The sequence below is a fragment of the Streptosporangium sp. OZ121 genome, from assembly GCF_051918885.1.
In the GTDB taxonomy this organism is placed as follows: Bacteria; Actinomycetota; Actinomycetes; order Streptosporangiales; family Streptosporangiaceae; genus Streptosporangium.
Map to the genome: position 1 here is coordinate 317,088 of NZ_JBPXMC010000004.1, position 15,564 is coordinate 332,651.

Below are 15,564 nucleotides of genomic sequence, written 5' to 3' on the forward strand. Positions count from 1 at the left end.
ACGGTCACGCCCGGACCACCTCCGGCCCGGCGGCGGCCAGCTCGGCCGCGACCCCGGTGTCGAGCCCCGTGTCACTGATCACCGCGTCGATCTCCTGGATCGAGGCGAAGCGCGCCAGGTAGGTGTTGGCGAACTTGGTGTGGTCGGCGAGCAGCACGCACCGCTGCGCCGCGCCGATCATCGCCCGCTTGATGGCGGCCTCGGCCGGGTCGGGCGTCGTCAGCCCCTTGGCCACCGAGCACCCGTTGGTCGCCATGAACGCCACGTCCACGTGCAGGTCGGAGAGGGGGCGCAGCGCCCAGTCGTCGACGGTGGCCAGGGTCCGCCCGCGTACCCGCCCGCCCAGCATGATCACCGTCAGGTTGGGGCGGGTGGCCATCGCCGTCGCCAGCGGCGGGGAGTTCACGATCACGGTCAGCTCCCGGTCGACCGGCAGAGCCTGCACCAGCCTGCCGGTCGTCGACCCGGCGTCGATGATGATCGCGCCGTCCTCGGGGAGCTCGGCGAGCGCCGCCTTGGCGATGCGCTCCTTCTCTCCGATCATCACCTCGTCGCGGGCGGCCAGCTCGGGTTCGAACCCCAGCCGCTCGACCGGAATCGCACCGCCGTGCACGCGCCGCAGCATCCCGGAGCGCTCCAGCACGGTCAGATCGCGGCGAATGGTCTCCGTGGTGACGGCGAACTCCTCCGCCAGCGTCACCACGTCCACCCGGCCCACGGTCCGCGCCCGGCGCAGGATCTCCTGTTGCCGCTCCTCGGCGTACATGCTGTTGATTCACCACCGTTTCAGTGTTGTTTCAGCTTTATTTACACCCGTATGTGTTGGAACGTCAATGGGTTGACTTCCCTCCAAACCAGCATGAACATGAAAAAACCCCAGGTGCTGCCCGGGGGTGTGGTGCGGGGTGGGAGTGGCCTGCGATTGACCCAGATTTTGGAATGCGTTGGAAATCCTGCGGCCTCCGGCGCGAGGTGGGGCGGGGACCCGAGCCCCTCAGCCGGGGAACGAGATGTGGGCGGGCGGCACGTGGGCGGCCAGCCATACGCCGTTGGCGCTGACCCGGAACTCGTGACCCGCCCGGTGCATCTCCCCCGAGCGGACGACCAGCACGACAGGCCTGCCCCGCCGCGCGCCCACCCGGGTCGCGGTCTCGCGGTCGGGGGACAGGTGCACGGCGTGCCGGCTCATCGGCCGCAGGCCCTCCTCCCGGATGGCGGCCACGTACGAGCCCACCGTTCCGTGGAACAGGAACTCGGGCGGCTCGACCGGGAGGAGGCCCAGGTCGACGTCGATCGTGTGGCCCTGGTTGGCGCGGATCCGGTCGCCCTCGATGGCGAAGCGCCGCTTGTCGTTGCCCGCGACCACCTGCGCGAGCTCGTCACGGGTGATCGTGAAGCCGTGCCGCGCGGCGGCCGCCAGCAGGGCGTCGATGTCCGTCCAGCCCTGCGGGCCGAGGACCAGCCCGATGCGTTCGGGCTGGTGCCTGAGGTGTTTGGAAAGATACTTGGAGACTCGAACGAGCCGTCTGTCGTCCATGGGACACCAGGATGCTGGCTCACCCCGCCGTTTTCCACCGGATTCGCGCCCGGCGCCTCCCTGCCTGAGCGCATGTCCGGACGCCTTCGTGTGCCCGTGCCTCGCGTGTCCGGATACCTTTGTGTGCCCGTGCCTCGCGTGTCCGGACGCCTTCGTGTGCCCGTGCTTCGCGTGTCAGGATGCCTGTGCGGTGTCCGTACCTTCCGCCGGGCGCCGCCCGGGGCAGGCGCGGAGCGGGCTCAGCCGTCGGCGGCCCAGCCGTGGGTGCGCTTGAGGACGGCGGCCACGCGGGCGAAGCGCGCGCCGTCGAGGACGGAGCCCTCGCGGCGGATGTCGCCCTCGGCCAGGGCGAAGACCCGGTCCAGGCGCAGGTACGAGACCCGGTTCTCCCGGTCCCACTGGCCGGGGCCGATCTCCAGCCAGTCGCCAGGGTCGCCGCCGCCGGCCCGGCTGGACAGCATCAGCGCGAGCAGCTTGCGCCCGTGGCGGCCGACGACCAGCAGTGGCCTGTCCTTGCCCCGGTCCGGATCCTCCTCGTAGGGGACCCAGGCCCAGACGATCTCGCCGGGGTCGGCGAGCCCGTCGAGGTCGGGGGAGTAGTGCAGGGTCGCGGTCCGGTCGACGCGGTGGACCTCGCTGACCGCGCCTCGAGCCGGCCGGGGGTCCTCACCAAGATCACGCACGTGCACAGCCTATTGCAGACTCCGGACGCTTCCAAGGGGCGCCGGGCGCCGATGGAGGGAGCGCGCCGCCCGCTGGCCGGGGGCCAGCAGGGCGGCCGAGATCCGGGTGGGCGGGTGCCCTGGTCCGAACCTGGTTCGAAAGACGGCTCAGCCGCCGCTCTTGCGGCGGAAGGAGCGCTTGGCCGCCGCCGGGCCGTGAGCACCGTGGATCTTCGAGGAGTTCTTCCCCTTGCCCCCGGCGCCCGCGTCCGCCTGGGCGAGCTTCTTGCGCTCCAGTGCCTCGCGGAACTTGCGCTTCAGCTCGTCGTCGGAACTTTCGGAACCTTCGGGTTCCGGCGTGACGTCAGACATTACAGACCTCCTGATCTATCGGGCGGTCCAACCCCGACCAACAGGATCATCATCCTCTCATCCGGACCCTTCCGGCGTGCAGGCCCCCCGCTTCGGCTCTGAGAGGAAGCCCCGGTGGAATCCGAGAGGAAGGCCTGGAAGAAGGGAGGCAGGAGCGGTGCGGGAAGGCCGCGCGCCGCGCGCTTCGCCGGACCGCTGTCCGGTCGCGTCAGTGCATGCCCAGGGCCATCATCAGCAGCAGGCCGGCCAGGTGGCCGACGACCACGAAGACGATCACGAAGATGAAGACGAACTTCGCCGGGCCGTGCTCGAAGTGCCGGCCCTCCTTGAGGGTGGAACGCTCGGCCTGGCGTTCGGCGATCCGCTCCTCGATCGGCTTGCTGTGAAACATGGGGATCCTTTGCTCGCCGACAGTTGGGGCGATAATGGTTTGTACACTAATTATCGTACTATGTCGTTTGGAGGCGTGCGTGAGTGACATGGTCGATCCCCTGAGCCTGGACCGCCAGGTGTGTTTCGCCCTGGCGATCGCCTCGCGCAACGTCATCGGGCTCTACCGGCCCCTGCTGGAGCCGATGGGCCTCACCCACCCCCAGTATCTGGTCATGCTCGCCCTCTGGGAGCGGGCACCGCGGTCGGTCAAGGAGCTGAGCAAGCTACTGAGACTCGACCCCGGTACGCTGTCCCCGCTGCTGAAGCGTCTCGAGGCCGTCGGCTACATCCGGAGGCGGCGTGACAGCCAGGACCAGCGTGTCCTGGCCGTCTCGCTCACACCGGAGGGCCACAGGCTGCGGGACGAGGCGGAGAAGGTTCCGCCGGCGATCGTCGAGCGTCTGGGTATGAACCTGGAGGAGCTCCAGGAGCTCCACCGGTCACTGACACGGGTGATCGCCGCGGCGGACGGCGCGCATCACTGATTCGCGGAGAATCAGAGAACAGGGAGAGGAAAGACTCATGGCTGGAAGTCACGGGGGAAGCCCCAAGTCCTGGCTCGCGGTGATCGTCATCCTGCTGGGGTTCACCGTGGGGGGCGTCGCCCTGTGCCTCGGCCCCAACTGGACGTTCTTCTGGGTCGGGGCCGGGATCATCGCGGTCGGCGGCGTGATCGCCCTGATGGTCGACATCTTCTCGGACGTCATCATCGACGCGCCCCGCGTGCCGATGGACCAGGGAAACAGCTGATCAGGCCTTCTGCAGCGCCTCCTCCACAGAGGCGAAGACCTCGAAGGAGGAGCGCAGGCCGGTGATGGTGAGGATCCGCTCCAGGGTGCCGTGCACGCCGACGAGGGCGAGCCGGACGCCCAGGGTGCGGCTCCGCCGGAGCGCCAGGATCAGCTCGGCGACCCCGGTGGAGTCACAGAAGGTGAGACCCGCGACGTCGGCCACGACCAGGGAGGGCGGCTCGGCGGCCCATGCCTTGTCCATCTCCGCGCGCAGGGCGGGAGAGTGGCGGTAGTCGAGTTCTCCGAGCGCCCGGACGACGAACGCCGTCCCGAGCAGGCTCGATGAGACCGTGAAAAAGGCCATGCTGCACTCCTTTGCCCGCGGGTGGCAGGGCGGGCTGCCTTTTTCCTACCAGTTCCGGGGCCGCCGTGCCCCGGCGGGGCCTCAAATGACCCGGTAGAGCAGCTCGGGTCGTCCGAGGCCACCGTACTGGGGCACCCGGTGTGTGATCCCGCTCTCCGTCAAATGCTCCAGGTAACGGCGGGCGGTCACCCGGGAGACGCCGATCGCCGCCCCGGCGGTCTGGGCCGACAGGCCGCCGGGGGACTTGCGCAGCTCCGCCAGTACGGCGTCGAGGGTGGCCTGCGTCATCCCCTTCGGCAGGAGGTTCTGCGCCGGGCCCCGCAGCGCCGCCAGCGCGCGGTCCACCTCGCCCTGACCGCTCGCCTCTCCCACGCCCTCCACCGACGACCGGAACTCGGCGTAGCGGGTGAGCTTCTCGTTCAGCGAGGCGAAGGTGAACGGTTTGAGCAGGTACTGGGCCACGCCGACGGAGACGGCCGACCTGACCACCGACAGGTCCCGCGCCGAGGTGACCGCGATGACGTCCGACATCACGCCCGCCGCCCGCAGCGCCCGGCACACCTCCAGCCCGTGCATGTCCGGCAGGTAGAGGTCGAGCAGGATCAGGTCGACGGGGTGCCGCCGCAGGAAGCGCAGCGCGTCGCCGCCCGACCTGACCACTCCCGCCACCCGGAAGCCGGGCACCCGCTCCACGAAGACCCGGTTCGCCTCGGCGGTGATCTCCTCGTCCTCGACGACCAGTACCGAGATCATGACGTGCCCTTCCCCCGCAGCGGCAGCCGTACGGTGAACACCGCGCCCGCCCCGTTCTCCGCCGGTCGCCCGGCACCTCCCCCGCCCGCGCGGGCGGCCTCCGCGGCCGGGCTCGACACGGCCGTGTCCGGCTCGCCCGGCTCGCCCGTCCCGCCGACCTCGATCGTCCCGCCCATGCGGCGGACCGCCTGGCCGACCATGGCCAGGCCGAGGCCGCGGCCGTCGCCCTTGGTGGTCCATCCCCGCCGGAAGGCCTCGCCCGCCGTCGCCGGGTCGAGGCCCTGGCCGCTGTCCGCCACGCTGATCACGAAGGTCGTCTCGTCGGCGCGCAGCCGCACCTCCACCCGCGCGGGCCGGGTGCCCGCCATGGCCGCGTCCGCCGCGTTGTCTATCAGGTTGCCGACGATCGTCACCAGGTCGCGGGTGTCCAGACCGAGGTCGTCGAGCTCGCTGTCCGGGGTGATCGACAGCTCCACCCCCCGCTCCCCGGCCTCGGCGCTCTTGCCCAGCAGCAGCGCGGCGAGCACGGGTTCGCGTACGGCGCCCACCACCTGGTCGGTGAGCTGCTGCGCGGCCTTGATCTCCTCGGTCGCGAACGCCACCGCCTGCTCGGCGCGGCCCAGCTCGACGAGGGTGATGACCGTGTGCAGCCGGTTGGCCGACTCGTGCGCGGCGGCCCGCAGGGAGTCGGCGAAGCCGCGCTCGGCGTTGAGCTGCCCGGTCAGGGACTGCAGCTCCGTGTGGTCGCGAAGAGTGACCACGGTGCCGAGCGAGCGGTTGCCGGAGCGGACCACCGCCGCGTTCACCACCAGCGCCCGCTCCCCGGTCATGTGGATCTCGTCGGTACGGTTCTCGCCCACCGAGAGCCGCTCGCCCAGCGAGGGGGGAAGGCCCAGCCGGGTGACGTGCCTGCCGTTCACCTCGCCCGTCAGGCCCAGGAGCTCCCTGGCGCCGTCGTTGCAGAGCGTCACCGTGCCCGCGTCGTCGACGAGCAGCAGGCCCTCCCGTACGGCGTGCAGGATCGCGTCGTGGTACTCGTACATCCGGCTCAGCTCGGCGGGGCCCATCCCGTGGGTCTGGCGGCGCAGCCGGGCCCCGACCAGGTAGGTGCCCGCCCCGCCGACGGACAGGCCGAGCAGGCCGATCAGCACGGCGCCGGTGATCTGCCCGCGTAGCCTGACGCTGATCTTGCTGATGGTGATGCCCCCGCTGACCAGGGCCCGCACCTCGCCACGGGCGTCGCGGACCGGGGCGACGGCGCGGACCGAGGGGCCGAGCGTGCCGGTGTAGGTCTCGGTGAAGACCTGCCCCGCCAGGGCGGGCGCGGTGTTGCCGAGGAAGCGGCGGCCGATCTCGGCGGGGTTGGGATGCGTGTAGCGCACGCCGTCGAGGCTCATGATCGTGATGAAGTCGACCCCGGTCTCCCGCCTCACCCGTTCCGCGTACGGCTGCAGGGCCGCGGAGTCGCCCAGGGAGGCGAGGACGGAGGGGGAGTCGGCCACGCTGACGGTCACCGCCCTGGCGGTGCCGACGGCCTCCTCGACGAGCAGGTCACGCATCTGCAGGAACGCCAGCAGAGCGCCACCGGTCACGGTGACGCCCACGACGACGATCTGGAGGGCCAGCATCTGCCTGGCCAGGCTCCAGTCGCGCATGCGTCTGGGAAGTTTCCGCAAGTTCACGAACGAAATGTACGCAATGGTGACTTAGATCACAGAGCCGGAGATAGTCGCTCGACCGGATTTTTCCTCTAGCGCGGTGGAGCACGCATGAGCGCGGCCCGAGATAAAACACATTACCTGTACATCGCCGTCATCGTCGCCGTGGTCGCCGGTATCGCGATCGGGTTCGCGGCCCCCGACGTCGGCGTGGCCCTGAAGCCGCTCGGCACCGCCTTCGTCGCCCTGATCAAGATGATGATCAGCCCGATCATCTTCTGCACCATCGTCCTCGGTGTCGGGTCGGTCACCAAGGCCGCCAAGGTCGGCCGGGTCGGCGGCCTCGCGCTCGGCTACTTCATCGCCATGTCGACCGTCGCGCTGGGCATCGGCCTGCTCGTGGGCAACCTGGTCGACCCCGGCCAGGGCCTGCAGCTCACCGACGAGCTCCGCAAGGCCGCCGAGGCCGAGGCGGCCAAGGGCGGCGAGACCGACACGGTGTCGTTCCTGCTCGGGGTCATCCCGACCACGCTGGTGTCGGCGTTCACCGAGGGCCAGGTGCTGCAGACCCTCCTGGTCGCGCTGCTCACCGGCTTCGCCCTGCAGGCGATGGGCGAGCGCGCCAAGCCCATCCTGAACGGCATCACGCACATCCAGCGGCTCGTCTTCCGGATCCTCGCCATGATCATGTGGGCCGCCCCGATCGGCGCCTTCGGCGCGATAGCCGCGGTCGTCGGAGCCACCGGCATGGACGCGCTCAGGAGCCTCGGCGTCATCATGCTCGCCTTCTACTTGACCTGCGTGCTCTTCGTGTTCGTCATCCTCGGCCCGATGCTCTTCCTGGTGGCGCGGGTCGGCCTGTTCTCGCTGCTGCGCTACCTGGGCAGGGAGTTCCTGCTGATCCTGTCGACCTCGTCGTCGGAGTCGGCCCTGCCCCGCCTGATCGCCAAGATGGAGCACCTCGGCGTGAGCAAGCCCGTCGTCGGCATCACCGTGCCGACCGGGTACTCCTTCAACCTCGACGGCACGGCCATCTACCTCACCATGGCCACGCTGTTCGTCGCGAGCGCCACCGGCGCCCCGCTCGCCTTCGGCGAGCAGGTATCCCTGCTGGTGTTCATGATGATCGCGTCGAAGGGCGCCGCCGGGGTCACCGGCGCGGGCCTGGCCACCCTCGCGGGCGGCCTGCAGTCCCACCGCCCCGACCTGGTCGACGGCGTCGGCCTCATCGTCGGCATCGACCGCTTCATGTCCGAGGCGCGGGCGCTGACCAACTTCGCCGGCAACGCGGTCGCCACCGTCCTGATCGGCACCTGGACGGGCGAGTTCGACCGGGAGCGCGCGACCGAGGTGCTGGCGGGCAGGGCGCCGTTCGACGAGACGACCCTCCTCGACGACGAGCACGGCGACGACACCTCGCCCCCGCCGCCCGCCTTGCGGTCGGACGACCCGGCCCTGTCGCCGGTGTAGCCGGTGTAGCCGGTGTCGACCGGGGGCCGGCGTGGCGACGGCGGCCCTCCGGCGGGCGTACGGGCCGGTGGCGGACAACTCCTCTCAGGGGGAGCGTCCGCCACCGGCCCGTACGTGTGAGGGCGGGCGCACCGCCCCGTACGGCCGCCGGCTCACCGCCCGGTTCCCGCAGGCCGGCGGCGTTGACACCCCTGCCGCCTCGCCCTAGTTTGTGCAGGTTCAGACGATCTATCGAGAAATCGAAGGGGAGCGGTGGATGGCCGTCATCGATGCCCACCAGCACTTCTGGAACCTGGAGACGGGCTCATACTCCTGGCTGACACCGGAGGCGGGACCGCTCTACCGCACCTTCACCCCCGAGGAACTCCTCCCGCAGCTCGCCGCCGTCGGCGTGGAACGGACCGTGCTGGTCCAGGCCGCCGACACCTACGCCGACACCGACGCGATGCTGGCGCAGGCGGACGCCCACGACTTCGTCGCCGCCGTGGTGGGATGGGTCCCGCTGAACCGGCCCGACGAGGCGGCCGCGGCGCTGGAGCGCTACGGCAGGCATCCGAGGTTCGCCGGGGTCAGGCATCTCATCCACGACGACCCCGACCCCGACTGGGTCGTCCAGGACACGGTGGTCGAGAGCCTGGGCCTGCTCGCCGCGGCGGGGCTCCCGTTCGACGTGGTGGCGGTGCTGCCCAGGCATCTGGAGCACGTGCCGTTCCTCGCCGAGCGCGTCCCCGGGCTGCGGCTGGTCATCGACCACCTGGCCAAGCCGCCGATCAGGGAGAAGGGCTGGGAGCCGTGGGCGTCGCTCATCTCCCGCGCCGCCGAGCATCCCAACGTGTACGGCAAGGTGTCCGGTCTCAACACCGCCGCCGACCCCGAGACCTGGACGGCCGAGGACCTCCGCCCCTACGTCGACCACGCGCTCGAGGCGTTCGGCCCCGAGCGGCTGATGTTCGGCAGCGACTGGCCGGTGGCCGTCCTCGCGGGCGACTACGCCAAGGTCTGGGAGGAGACCGGAGTGCTGCTGTCGGGTCTCGACGGGGCCGGCAGGGAGGCCGTCCTCGGCGGCACGGCCGCGCGCTTCTACGGCATGGAGATCTGACCTCACCCGTTCTGTCCCCAGGCCGGTTCGCTTCGTCCTCGGACGGGTTCGCTTCGCCCTCAGGCCGGTTCGCGCAGGAAGCCGATGCTCGCCGCGAGGCCGCGGAGGTCGACACCGAGGCCGCGCAGGATGGAGACCGAGGCGTTCGAGGAGTCGGCCAGCAGGCCTTTCAGCAGATCCTCGTCGGTCACCTCGGAGCCGGTGCCGGTGCCGGAGGTGTGCAGGGCGACCTCGACGACCTTCCTCGCCCCGGCGGTGAGGAGCAGGTCACCGGCCGGCCCGCTGAGCGTCACGTTCAGCGGGCGCAGCCGTGAGCGCGTCAGCCGCCACGCCAGGGGGTCCGTCCGCCGGGCCGGGAGGCGCCGCCTGATCTCGTCCAGGTCGACGCCGATGGCGGCCAGCAGCTCGCGGTCGCCCGCCCGGCCCCTCGCGGCCTCGCGGTTCCGGATCTCCGCGCCGACCGCCTCGGGGGTGACGGCCTCCACGCCGGCCACCCCCGGTGCGACGGCCTGCGGGGTGGCCGAGAAACCCGTCACCGGCCACGACTCGGCCAGGGCGAGCAGGAGCATGTCCTCGCCGAGCGTGGTGCGGCCGTGGTCGAGCGACAGCAGTCCGGCGCGGACCGTGGTCCGCCGGGCCTCGGGGGTGAATCTCGCGAACATCGTCAGCTCCCGCCCTCGGTGATTCGGTGTGCGTGCTTGCGGTGTGCCGTCTGCCGCCTGACTCCGAGCGCCGCGGCGATGACCTCCCAGGACGAACCCCGGCTTCTGGCCTCGATGACGTGCGCGGCCTCAAGCTCCTCCAGAAGCCTGCGCAGTGCCGCCACGGCCGCCAGCGCCACCACCGGATCCTCGCCGTCGACGGCCTCGGCGAACTCGCTCAGCGATCCCATGTTGTCAGCATAAGCTGACAATCCCATTTTGTCAGCATTCGCTGACAAAACTTCTGCGTCCCGCCGAGTGTCCCGCCGGGTACCTCGCCGGGCGCCCCGCCGGTGCCCCCGATGCCTCCCGGCGCTCCCGGTGCTTCGCAGCGTTCCGGGCGGGGACGCGCTAGCGTGCAGGGGTGGACAGGATCTTCACCGTCGAGGAGGCGCGGGCGCTCATGCCCGTGCTGCTGGAGCGGGCCGCCGCGTTCGTGGCGATGCGGGGTGAGCTGGCCGAGCTCGCGTACGAGCTCCGCAGCACGGGCACCTCCGCGGCCGGCGGGCTGGCGGAGGCGAAGGCCTACGAGGCCAGGCTGGAGGAGATCCTCGGCTGGTTCGAGGAGCGGGGCATCGAGGTCAAGGGTGTCGCGCCCCTGCTGGTCGACTTCCCCTCGGTGCTCGACGGGGTGCGGGTGCGGCTGTGCTGGCTCGAAGGGGACCGCGAGCTGGTGTGGTACCATCGGGACGAGCTCGGTTTCGCCGGCCGCAGGCCCCTTCCCTGACCGCGATCCCCGGGAGCCCGACTACTCGATCACGAGGTTGACCGGGACGTTGCCCCGGGTGGCGTTGGAATAGGGGCAGACCTGGTGGGCGGCCTCCACGAGGGCGGTGCCGGCCTCCCCGTGCAACTCGTCGGGGAGCTCGACGCGCAGCGTCACGGAGAGCACCAGGCCCTTGCCCGCCTGGACGAGACCCACCTCGGCGGTCACCGAGGCCTCGGAGACATCGGCCTTCCGCTTGCGGCCGACCAGCTGGAGCGCGCTGGCGAAGCAGGCGGCGTACCCGGCCGCGAACAGCTGCTCGGGATTGGTGCCCTCGCCGGAGCCGCCCATCTCCTTCGGCGGCGCGAGGGCCACGTCGAGGCGCTTGTCGGACGAGACCGCCCGTCCTTCCCTGCCGTTGGCGGTGGCGATGGCGGTGTAAAGCGTACTCATCGGGATCCCCTTCTCGGTTTTGGGCAACTCAATTGTGTGCAATTTAGTTGTTAACAGTCAAGCTCGGTACAATTGTGATGTGAAGATCTCCGTCGACAACCTGGTCTGCTTCGACGTGCACGCGGCGTCTCGCGCGCTGGACGCCGCCTACCGCAGGGTGCTGGCCGACCTCGGCCTGACCTACCCGCAGTACCTGGTCATGATGGTGCTCTGGGAGCGCGAGCCGGTGACGGTCAAGGAACTCGGCGTCAGGCTGCGGCTCGACTCGGGCACCCTGTCGCCGCTGCTGAAGCGGCTGGAGGCGGCGAGCCTGGTGCGCCGCGAGCGCAGCGCCGACGACGAGCGTTCCGTGCTGGTGCGGCTCACGTCCAAGGGGTCCCAGCTGGAGGAGCGGGCGTGCGACGTCCCCGCCCAGATCTTCGGGGCGGCCGGTCTCGCCCCCGCCGAGGTCCTCGACCTGAAGCACACCCTGCGCCGCGTCATCGCCTCCCTCGACGAGTCGGGGCGGTGATCAGGAGGTTCCGCTGAGGTGGACCTCCCGGGCCAGCTTCGTCGTCTGGGCGGTGGAGCGCTGCCAGGTGGTCCCCGCCGGGTGGGCGGTCAGCAGGACCACGATCCAGCGCTCCTTGGGCCCGACGAGCCCGGTGGTGTGCAGGACCGGGCGCCCCAGGTCCGGCACCGGCCCGGCCTGGGCGGGCGCGACCCGCGCGGTGAGCGGGACGTCGCCGCCGGACGCGAGCCGGGCCGCGGACGTGGATACGGGCGCGGACGCGGCGGAGGTCGTGGGGCGGGTCGTCGACGCGGTGGAGGTCGCGGGACGGCAGCGGGCCGGGGGCGTGGAACCGTACCCCGACCAGCCCTGCTTGACCGCCCACGGCCCGCGCACCGCGCGGGGGATGCCGAAGTACTGGTCGAAACCGTCGGAGCCGCACTGCCCCGACCTGCGCAGATGGCCCAGGATCAGGTCGCGGACCTCGGGATCGGCCCGGTCGAGCAGGTAGCGGTAGGTCTTGACGACGTCCATCGCGCTGAGCGAGGTGTAACCCCAGAAGCCCGGCTTGTCGGCCGGTGGGGGAACGGTGTCGGTGAGCCGCAGCTTGCGCGCCATCCGCTGGATGATCCTCCCCTGGCCGCCCCGGGTCCAGAAGGACGTCGCAGCGTCGTCGTCGCTGACCCGCAGCATGACCTTGAGCAGCGCCAGGTCCCGCTGGGGAACGCTCTTGCGCGACTCCAGATGGTCGATCGCGATGAGGATCTTCACCACCGACGCCGACCGGAACCTTCGATGCGCGTTGCGGTACTCGGTCACCTTCGCAGCCTGCCGGTCGAAGACCACGTACCCGGCGGTCACCCCCGCCGGGACGCGCGGCTTGCCGGAGGCCGCAGCCGGAACCGCGGCCGTGGCGGCCATCAAGGGGAGAACCGTCGCGAGAACTGTCAGGAAACGCATCACGGGACGAATGCCTATCAGATCTTGGCGCCGACGTCAGGAGGACGTCCCTCCCGGGGGCTCCTCGAGCCCTTCCACGTCGCGAGCTCCGTCGCCACCCTCGACTACGTCAGTTCCGGGCGGGCCGGATGGCGCGCCCGGATCTCCGGGCGCCACACCGAGGCCGCCCACTTCGGCCGCAGGGAGGTTCCCGAGCTGAGGCCCGAGGACCTCGGCGACATCGACAGGTCCCCCCCTGGTGCCCGCGTCACCCACACCCTCTCCGGCACCCGGCGGTCACCGCCGGGTGCCGGAGATTTTTTTGCGGGAATCCGGCCGGGGGATGTCGAGAACGCGTCGCGGGCTCCGACGTCCCCGGTGAGGCGCCCCGCGACGGGGCGTCCGCGATCCGTCAGCCGGAGAGAATCCGTCACGGGACGACGAGCCGCCGGCGGGAGACGACCGCCGGCGGACGGCGACCCGGCACAGGAGGAGAACCGGGAGAACCGTGCCCCGCGGGGTGCGGGAAGGGACAGTACCGTGAAAACCTCTGCCCTCGGCAGCATCCTGTTCGGCAGCGCCGACCCGGCCAGGCTGCACGCCTGGTACCTCGCCGCGCTGGAACCCGAGCACTTCGGAGACGGCTTCATCGACTTCGGCGGTGTCCGGGTGCTCTTCGAAGGCCGCGCCGACGTCGCCACCGCGACCGCCGAACCAGGACGGGTGATCTTCAATTTCCACGTGGAGGACGCCCGTGCCACGGCCGCGCATCTCGACGGCCTGGGGGTGACCTGGCTGGTCGAGGTCGAGCGGCGGGACGCCGGGCTGTTCGGCACCCTGGTCGATCCGGACGGCAACTACATCCAGATCATCGAGCTCAGCCCGGAGTATCTCGCCGCCGCGCGGCGATGACCCGTCCGGGGAACGGCGAGAGGACGACCCGTCAGGGGAACGACGGGGAAGAGGACCTGTCCGGGGAACGACGGGAAAAGGAGAAGCGCATGTTCCGGCAGACCAAGGCGTTCAGCGGGTTCGCGGTGGACGACGTCGAGACGGCGAGGAAGTTCTACACCGAGACCCTGGGACTGGAGGTGTCGGAGGAGAACGGCATGCTGACCCTGCACCTCGCCGGGGGCGGGAAGGTGCTGGTCTACCCCAAGCACGGCCACGTCCCGGCCTCGTACACCATCCTCAACTTCCCGGTGGACGACATCGACGCCGCCGTCGACGGGCTGGTCGGGCGCGGGGTGGTCTTCGAGCGGTACGACGGCTTCCCGCAGGACGACAGGGGCGTCATGCGGGAGGAGGGTCCCCCCATCGCGTGGTTCAAGGACCCCGCGGGCAACATCCTGTCCGTACTCCAGGACGGATGACCCGCCGAGCGGCCGTGGGGATCCCGCCCGGCCCGCCGTCCCGGCGGGCCGGGCGGGATCTCAGGCGCGCTTGGCGATGGCGGTGATGAAGGGCTGGACGAGCCGCGCGGCCAGCGGGCCGAACGCGGCGAGGATGAGGACGTACGCGGCGGCCAGCGGGCCCAGGTCGGGATGGACCCCGGCGGCCACCGCGAGTCCGGCGATCACGATGTTGAACTCGCCCCGGGGGATGAGCGCGATACCGGCCCGCGCCTGCCCGGCCTTGGCGATGCCCGCCCGGCGGGCGGCGTAGGCGCCGGTGAGCAGCTTCGTGATCATGCTGATCAGGGCGAGCAGCGCGGCCAGCCCGGCGACCGGCAGGATCTTGGTCGGGTCGGTCTGCAGGCCGAAGAAGACGAAGAACACCGCGGCGAACAGGTCGCGGATCGGGGTGAGCAGCGCCTGGGCGTCCTCGGCCAGCTCGCCCGAGAGCGCGATGCCCACCAGGAAGGCGCCGACCGCGGCCGAGACCTGCAGCTGCTGGGCCACCCCGGCGACCAGCAGCGCGAGCCCGATGACCTTCAGCAGCAGCACCTCGGAGTTGGGGCTGGAGACGAACGCCTCGATGGCCTTGCCGTAGCGGAGCGCGACCAGCAGCACGACGCTGACCGCGGCCAGCGCGATCGCCACGGTGACCGCGCCGCCGGCGAAGCTCAGCCCGGCCAGCACCGCGGTGAGGACCGGCAGGTAGATCGCCATCGTGAGGTCCTCGAAGACCAGCAGCGACAGCACCACCGGCGTCTCGCGGTTACCGATCCACCCCAGGTCGGACAGGACCTTCGCGGTGATGCCCGAGGAGGTCGCGTACGTGACGCCGGCCATGGCGATGGCGGCCACCGGACCCCAGCCCAGCAGCAGCGCGGCGATCGCGCCGGGCGCGGCGTTGAGCACCAGGTCGACGACGCCCGCGCGCGCGTTGCTCTTGAGGCTCGTCACGAGCTCGTCGGCGTTGTACTCCAGGCCGAGGGTGAGCAACAGCAGGATGACGCCGAGCTCGGCGCCGACCGAGATGAACTCCTCGCTGGTGGCGAGGGGCAGGATGCCGCCGGTGCCGAAGGCCAGGCCGGCGATGAGGTAGAGGGGGATGGGCGAGATGCCCACCTTCAGGGCGAGCGCTCCCAGTATGCCGAGCCCGAGAAGGACAGCACCGAGCTCAAGGAAAAGAATCGCAGTGTGCACCCGGTGCCCTACCCGCCGGAAAGGATGTCGGAGACGGCGGATGTGCTCTCGGGGCTGCCCACCACGACCACCACGTCGCTCTCGGCCAGCCCGAAGTCGGGGGCGGGGCTGGCGAACACCTGGCCCTCGCGCACCACGGCCACGATGGAGGCGCCGGTGCGGGTGCGGACGCGCGCGTCACCCATCGGCCGGCCGGCGTACGGGGAGCCGGGCAGGATCGGCAGCTGCAGGCTGACCAGGCCCTCGACCTCGCGGTGCAGGTCGTTGAGGCGCTGCACGATGCGCGGGGCGCCGAGCAGCTCGGCGAGCGCGTCGGCCTCCTCGTCGTTCATCTTGATGGTCTCGCACGCGCGATCGGGATCGTCGGGGTCGTATATCACCAGGTCGCGGCGGCCGGTGCGGTGAGAGACGATCCCGATGCGCCTGCCCGACCGCGTCGTGAACTCGTGCCGCAGTCCTATACCGGGCAGTGCCGTCTGCTCGACCTCCACCGTGCCAGCTCCTCCGCGTGCGCGTTCACCTGTGTTTTGCGGAAAACCTACCAACCAGGGTCCTTCGGCGCGCAATCCGCAATAGCATGTATTTCCGATTGACTTTATGGGTTAT

At 70.9% G+C, this 15,564-nt stretch carries 22 protein-coding genes; 8 read left to right on the forward strand and 14 right to left on the reverse strand.

The window, feature by feature from the left end:
* Positions 1-4: 4 nt before the first annotated feature.
* The 5 genes from ACTOQ1_RS11375 to ACTOQ1_RS11395 form a co-directional block, all read right to left on the reverse strand.
* Complete coding sequence (locus ACTOQ1_RS11375; protein ID WP_440066293.1) at positions 5-766, reverse strand: DeoR/GlpR family DNA-binding transcription regulator; 762 nt, start codon at positions 764-766, stop codon at positions 5-7.
* 228 nt (positions 767-994) lie between these two features.
* Complete coding sequence (locus ACTOQ1_RS11380; RefSeq protein WP_440066295.1) at positions 995-1,537, reverse strand: RNA 2'-phosphotransferase; 543 nt, start codon at positions 1,535-1,537, stop codon at positions 995-997.
* A gap of 239 nt (positions 1,538-1,776) precedes the next feature.
* Positions 1,777-2,220 (reverse strand): type II toxin-antitoxin system PemK/MazF family toxin, encoded by a 444-nt coding sequence (locus tag ACTOQ1_RS11385; RefSeq protein WP_440066297.1) that lies wholly within the window; start codon positions 2,218-2,220, stop codon positions 1,777-1,779.
* A 147-nt stretch (positions 2,221-2,367) separates the two neighbouring features.
* Positions 2,368-2,571, reverse strand: a complete 204-nt coding sequence (locus ACTOQ1_RS11390; protein ID WP_329079480.1) for a DUF5302 domain-containing protein — start codon at positions 2,569-2,571, stop codon at positions 2,368-2,370.
* A gap of 208 nt (positions 2,572-2,779) precedes the next feature.
* Positions 2,780-2,962, reverse strand: a complete 183-nt coding sequence (locus ACTOQ1_RS11395) for a hypothetical protein (protein ID WP_440066299.1) — start codon at positions 2,960-2,962, stop codon at positions 2,780-2,782.
* A gap of 88 nt (positions 2,963-3,050) precedes the next feature.
* Here ACTOQ1_RS11395 and ACTOQ1_RS11400 point away from each other — a divergent pair, with 88 nt between their 5' ends.
* Together ACTOQ1_RS11400 and ACTOQ1_RS11405 are read left to right on the forward strand one after the other, a co-directional pair.
* Entirely contained in the window at positions 3,051-3,488 is a 438-nt protein-coding gene (locus ACTOQ1_RS11400; protein WP_440066551.1) for a MarR family winged helix-turn-helix transcriptional regulator, read from the forward strand.
* Positions 3,489-3,525: 37 nt separating this feature from the next.
* Positions 3,526-3,753 carry an HGxxPAAW family protein gene (locus ACTOQ1_RS11405; protein WP_440066301.1) on the forward strand — a complete coding sequence of 76 codons (228 nt, stop codon included), beginning with the start codon at positions 3,526-3,528 and terminating at the stop codon, positions 3,751-3,753.
* Here ACTOQ1_RS11405 and ACTOQ1_RS11410 read toward each other — a convergent pair whose 3' ends face one another.
* From ACTOQ1_RS11410 to ACTOQ1_RS11420, 3 genes are all read right to left on the reverse strand, one after another.
* Positions 3,754-4,098 carry an STAS domain-containing protein gene (locus ACTOQ1_RS11410; RefSeq protein WP_440066303.1) on the reverse strand — a complete coding sequence of 115 codons (345 nt, stop codon included), beginning with the start codon at positions 4,096-4,098 and terminating at the stop codon, positions 3,754-3,756.
* An 81-nt stretch (positions 4,099-4,179) separates the two neighbouring features.
* A complete protein-coding gene (locus ACTOQ1_RS11415) occupies positions 4,180-4,851 on the reverse strand; it encodes a response regulator (RefSeq protein WP_440066304.1) in 672 nt (223 codons plus the stop codon).
* On the reverse strand, positions 4,848-6,533 hold the full coding sequence (locus ACTOQ1_RS11420) for a sensor histidine kinase (protein WP_440066306.1): 1,686 nt from the start codon (positions 6,531-6,533) through the stop codon (positions 4,848-4,850). The genes ACTOQ1_RS11415 and ACTOQ1_RS11420 overlap by 4 nt, the downstream gene beginning before the upstream one ends.
* Before the next feature lie 87 nt (positions 6,534-6,620).
* Between ACTOQ1_RS11420 and ACTOQ1_RS11425 the strand changes: the two genes are divergently transcribed.
* Together ACTOQ1_RS11425 and ACTOQ1_RS11430 are read left to right on the forward strand one after the other, a co-directional pair.
* On the forward strand, positions 6,621-7,979 hold the full coding sequence (locus ACTOQ1_RS11425; RefSeq protein WP_440066308.1) for a cation:dicarboxylate symporter family transporter: 1,359 nt from the start codon (positions 6,621-6,623) through the stop codon (positions 7,977-7,979).
* Between the two features lie 256 nt (positions 7,980-8,235).
* The gene (locus tag ACTOQ1_RS11430) at positions 8,236-9,078 is read left to right on the forward strand and encodes an amidohydrolase family protein (protein ID WP_440066310.1); all 843 of its coding nucleotides are present in this window, start codon (positions 8,236-8,238) and stop codon (positions 9,076-9,078) included.
* Between the two features lie 59 nt (positions 9,079-9,137).
* On the opposite strand, the gene ACTOQ1_RS11435 is transcribed toward ACTOQ1_RS11430, so the two are convergent.
* Together ACTOQ1_RS11435 and ACTOQ1_RS11440 are read right to left on the reverse strand one after the other, a co-directional pair.
* Positions 9,138-9,740 (reverse strand): hypothetical protein, encoded by a 603-nt coding sequence (locus tag ACTOQ1_RS11435; protein ID WP_440066312.1) that lies wholly within the window; start codon positions 9,738-9,740, stop codon positions 9,138-9,140.
* A gap of 2 nt (positions 9,741-9,742) precedes the next feature.
* The gene (locus ACTOQ1_RS11440) at positions 9,743-9,970 is read right to left on the reverse strand and encodes an RNA polymerase subunit sigma-70 (RefSeq protein ID WP_440066314.1); all 228 of its coding nucleotides are present in this window, start codon (positions 9,968-9,970) and stop codon (positions 9,743-9,745) included.
* Between the two features lie 173 nt (positions 9,971-10,143).
* On the opposite strand from ACTOQ1_RS11440, the gene ACTOQ1_RS11445 reads away from it, so the two are divergent.
* On the forward strand, positions 10,144-10,506 hold the full coding sequence (locus ACTOQ1_RS11445; protein ID WP_440066315.1) for a DUF2203 domain-containing protein: 363 nt from the start codon (positions 10,144-10,146) through the stop codon (positions 10,504-10,506).
* A 21-nt stretch (positions 10,507-10,527) separates the two neighbouring features.
* Here ACTOQ1_RS11445 and ACTOQ1_RS11450 read toward each other — a convergent pair whose 3' ends face one another.
* Positions 10,528-10,938, reverse strand: a complete 411-nt coding sequence (locus ACTOQ1_RS11450) for an organic hydroperoxide resistance protein (protein WP_440066316.1) — start codon at positions 10,936-10,938, stop codon at positions 10,528-10,530.
* Between the two features lie 79 nt (positions 10,939-11,017).
* On the opposite strand from ACTOQ1_RS11450, the gene ACTOQ1_RS11455 reads away from it, so the two are divergent.
* Positions 11,018-11,449 (forward strand): MarR family winged helix-turn-helix transcriptional regulator, encoded by a 432-nt coding sequence (locus ACTOQ1_RS11455; RefSeq protein ID WP_440066318.1) that lies wholly within the window; start codon positions 11,018-11,020, stop codon positions 11,447-11,449.
* On the opposite strand, the gene ACTOQ1_RS11460 is transcribed toward ACTOQ1_RS11455, so the two are convergent.
* Positions 11,450-12,349 carry a hypothetical protein gene (locus tag ACTOQ1_RS11460; RefSeq protein ID WP_440066320.1) on the reverse strand — a complete coding sequence of 300 codons (900 nt, stop codon included), beginning with the start codon at positions 12,347-12,349 and terminating at the stop codon, positions 11,450-11,452.
* 558 nt (positions 12,350-12,907) lie between these two features.
* Between ACTOQ1_RS11460 and ACTOQ1_RS11465 the strand changes: the two genes are divergently transcribed.
* The gene (locus tag ACTOQ1_RS11465; RefSeq protein WP_440066322.1) at positions 12,908-13,279 is read left to right on the forward strand and encodes a VOC family protein; all 372 of its coding nucleotides are present in this window, start codon (positions 12,908-12,910) and stop codon (positions 13,277-13,279) included.
* A gap of 89 nt (positions 13,280-13,368) precedes the next feature.
* On the forward strand, positions 13,369-13,740 hold the full coding sequence (locus ACTOQ1_RS11470) for a VOC family protein (RefSeq protein WP_362843135.1): 372 nt from the start codon (positions 13,369-13,371) through the stop codon (positions 13,738-13,740).
* Between the two features lie 60 nt (positions 13,741-13,800).
* Here ACTOQ1_RS11470 and ACTOQ1_RS11475 read toward each other — a convergent pair whose 3' ends face one another.
* Both ACTOQ1_RS11475 and ACTOQ1_RS11480 read right to left on the reverse strand, forming a co-directional pair.
* Entirely contained in the window at positions 13,801-14,958 is a 1,158-nt protein-coding gene (locus ACTOQ1_RS11475; RefSeq protein ID WP_440066325.1) for a cation:proton antiporter, read from the reverse strand.
* A gap of 8 nt (positions 14,959-14,966) precedes the next feature.
* Positions 14,967-15,449 carry a cation:proton antiporter regulatory subunit gene (locus ACTOQ1_RS11480; protein WP_440066327.1) on the reverse strand — a complete coding sequence of 161 codons (483 nt, stop codon included), beginning with the start codon at positions 15,447-15,449 and terminating at the stop codon, positions 14,967-14,969.
* Positions 15,450-15,564: the final 115 nt, after the last annotated feature.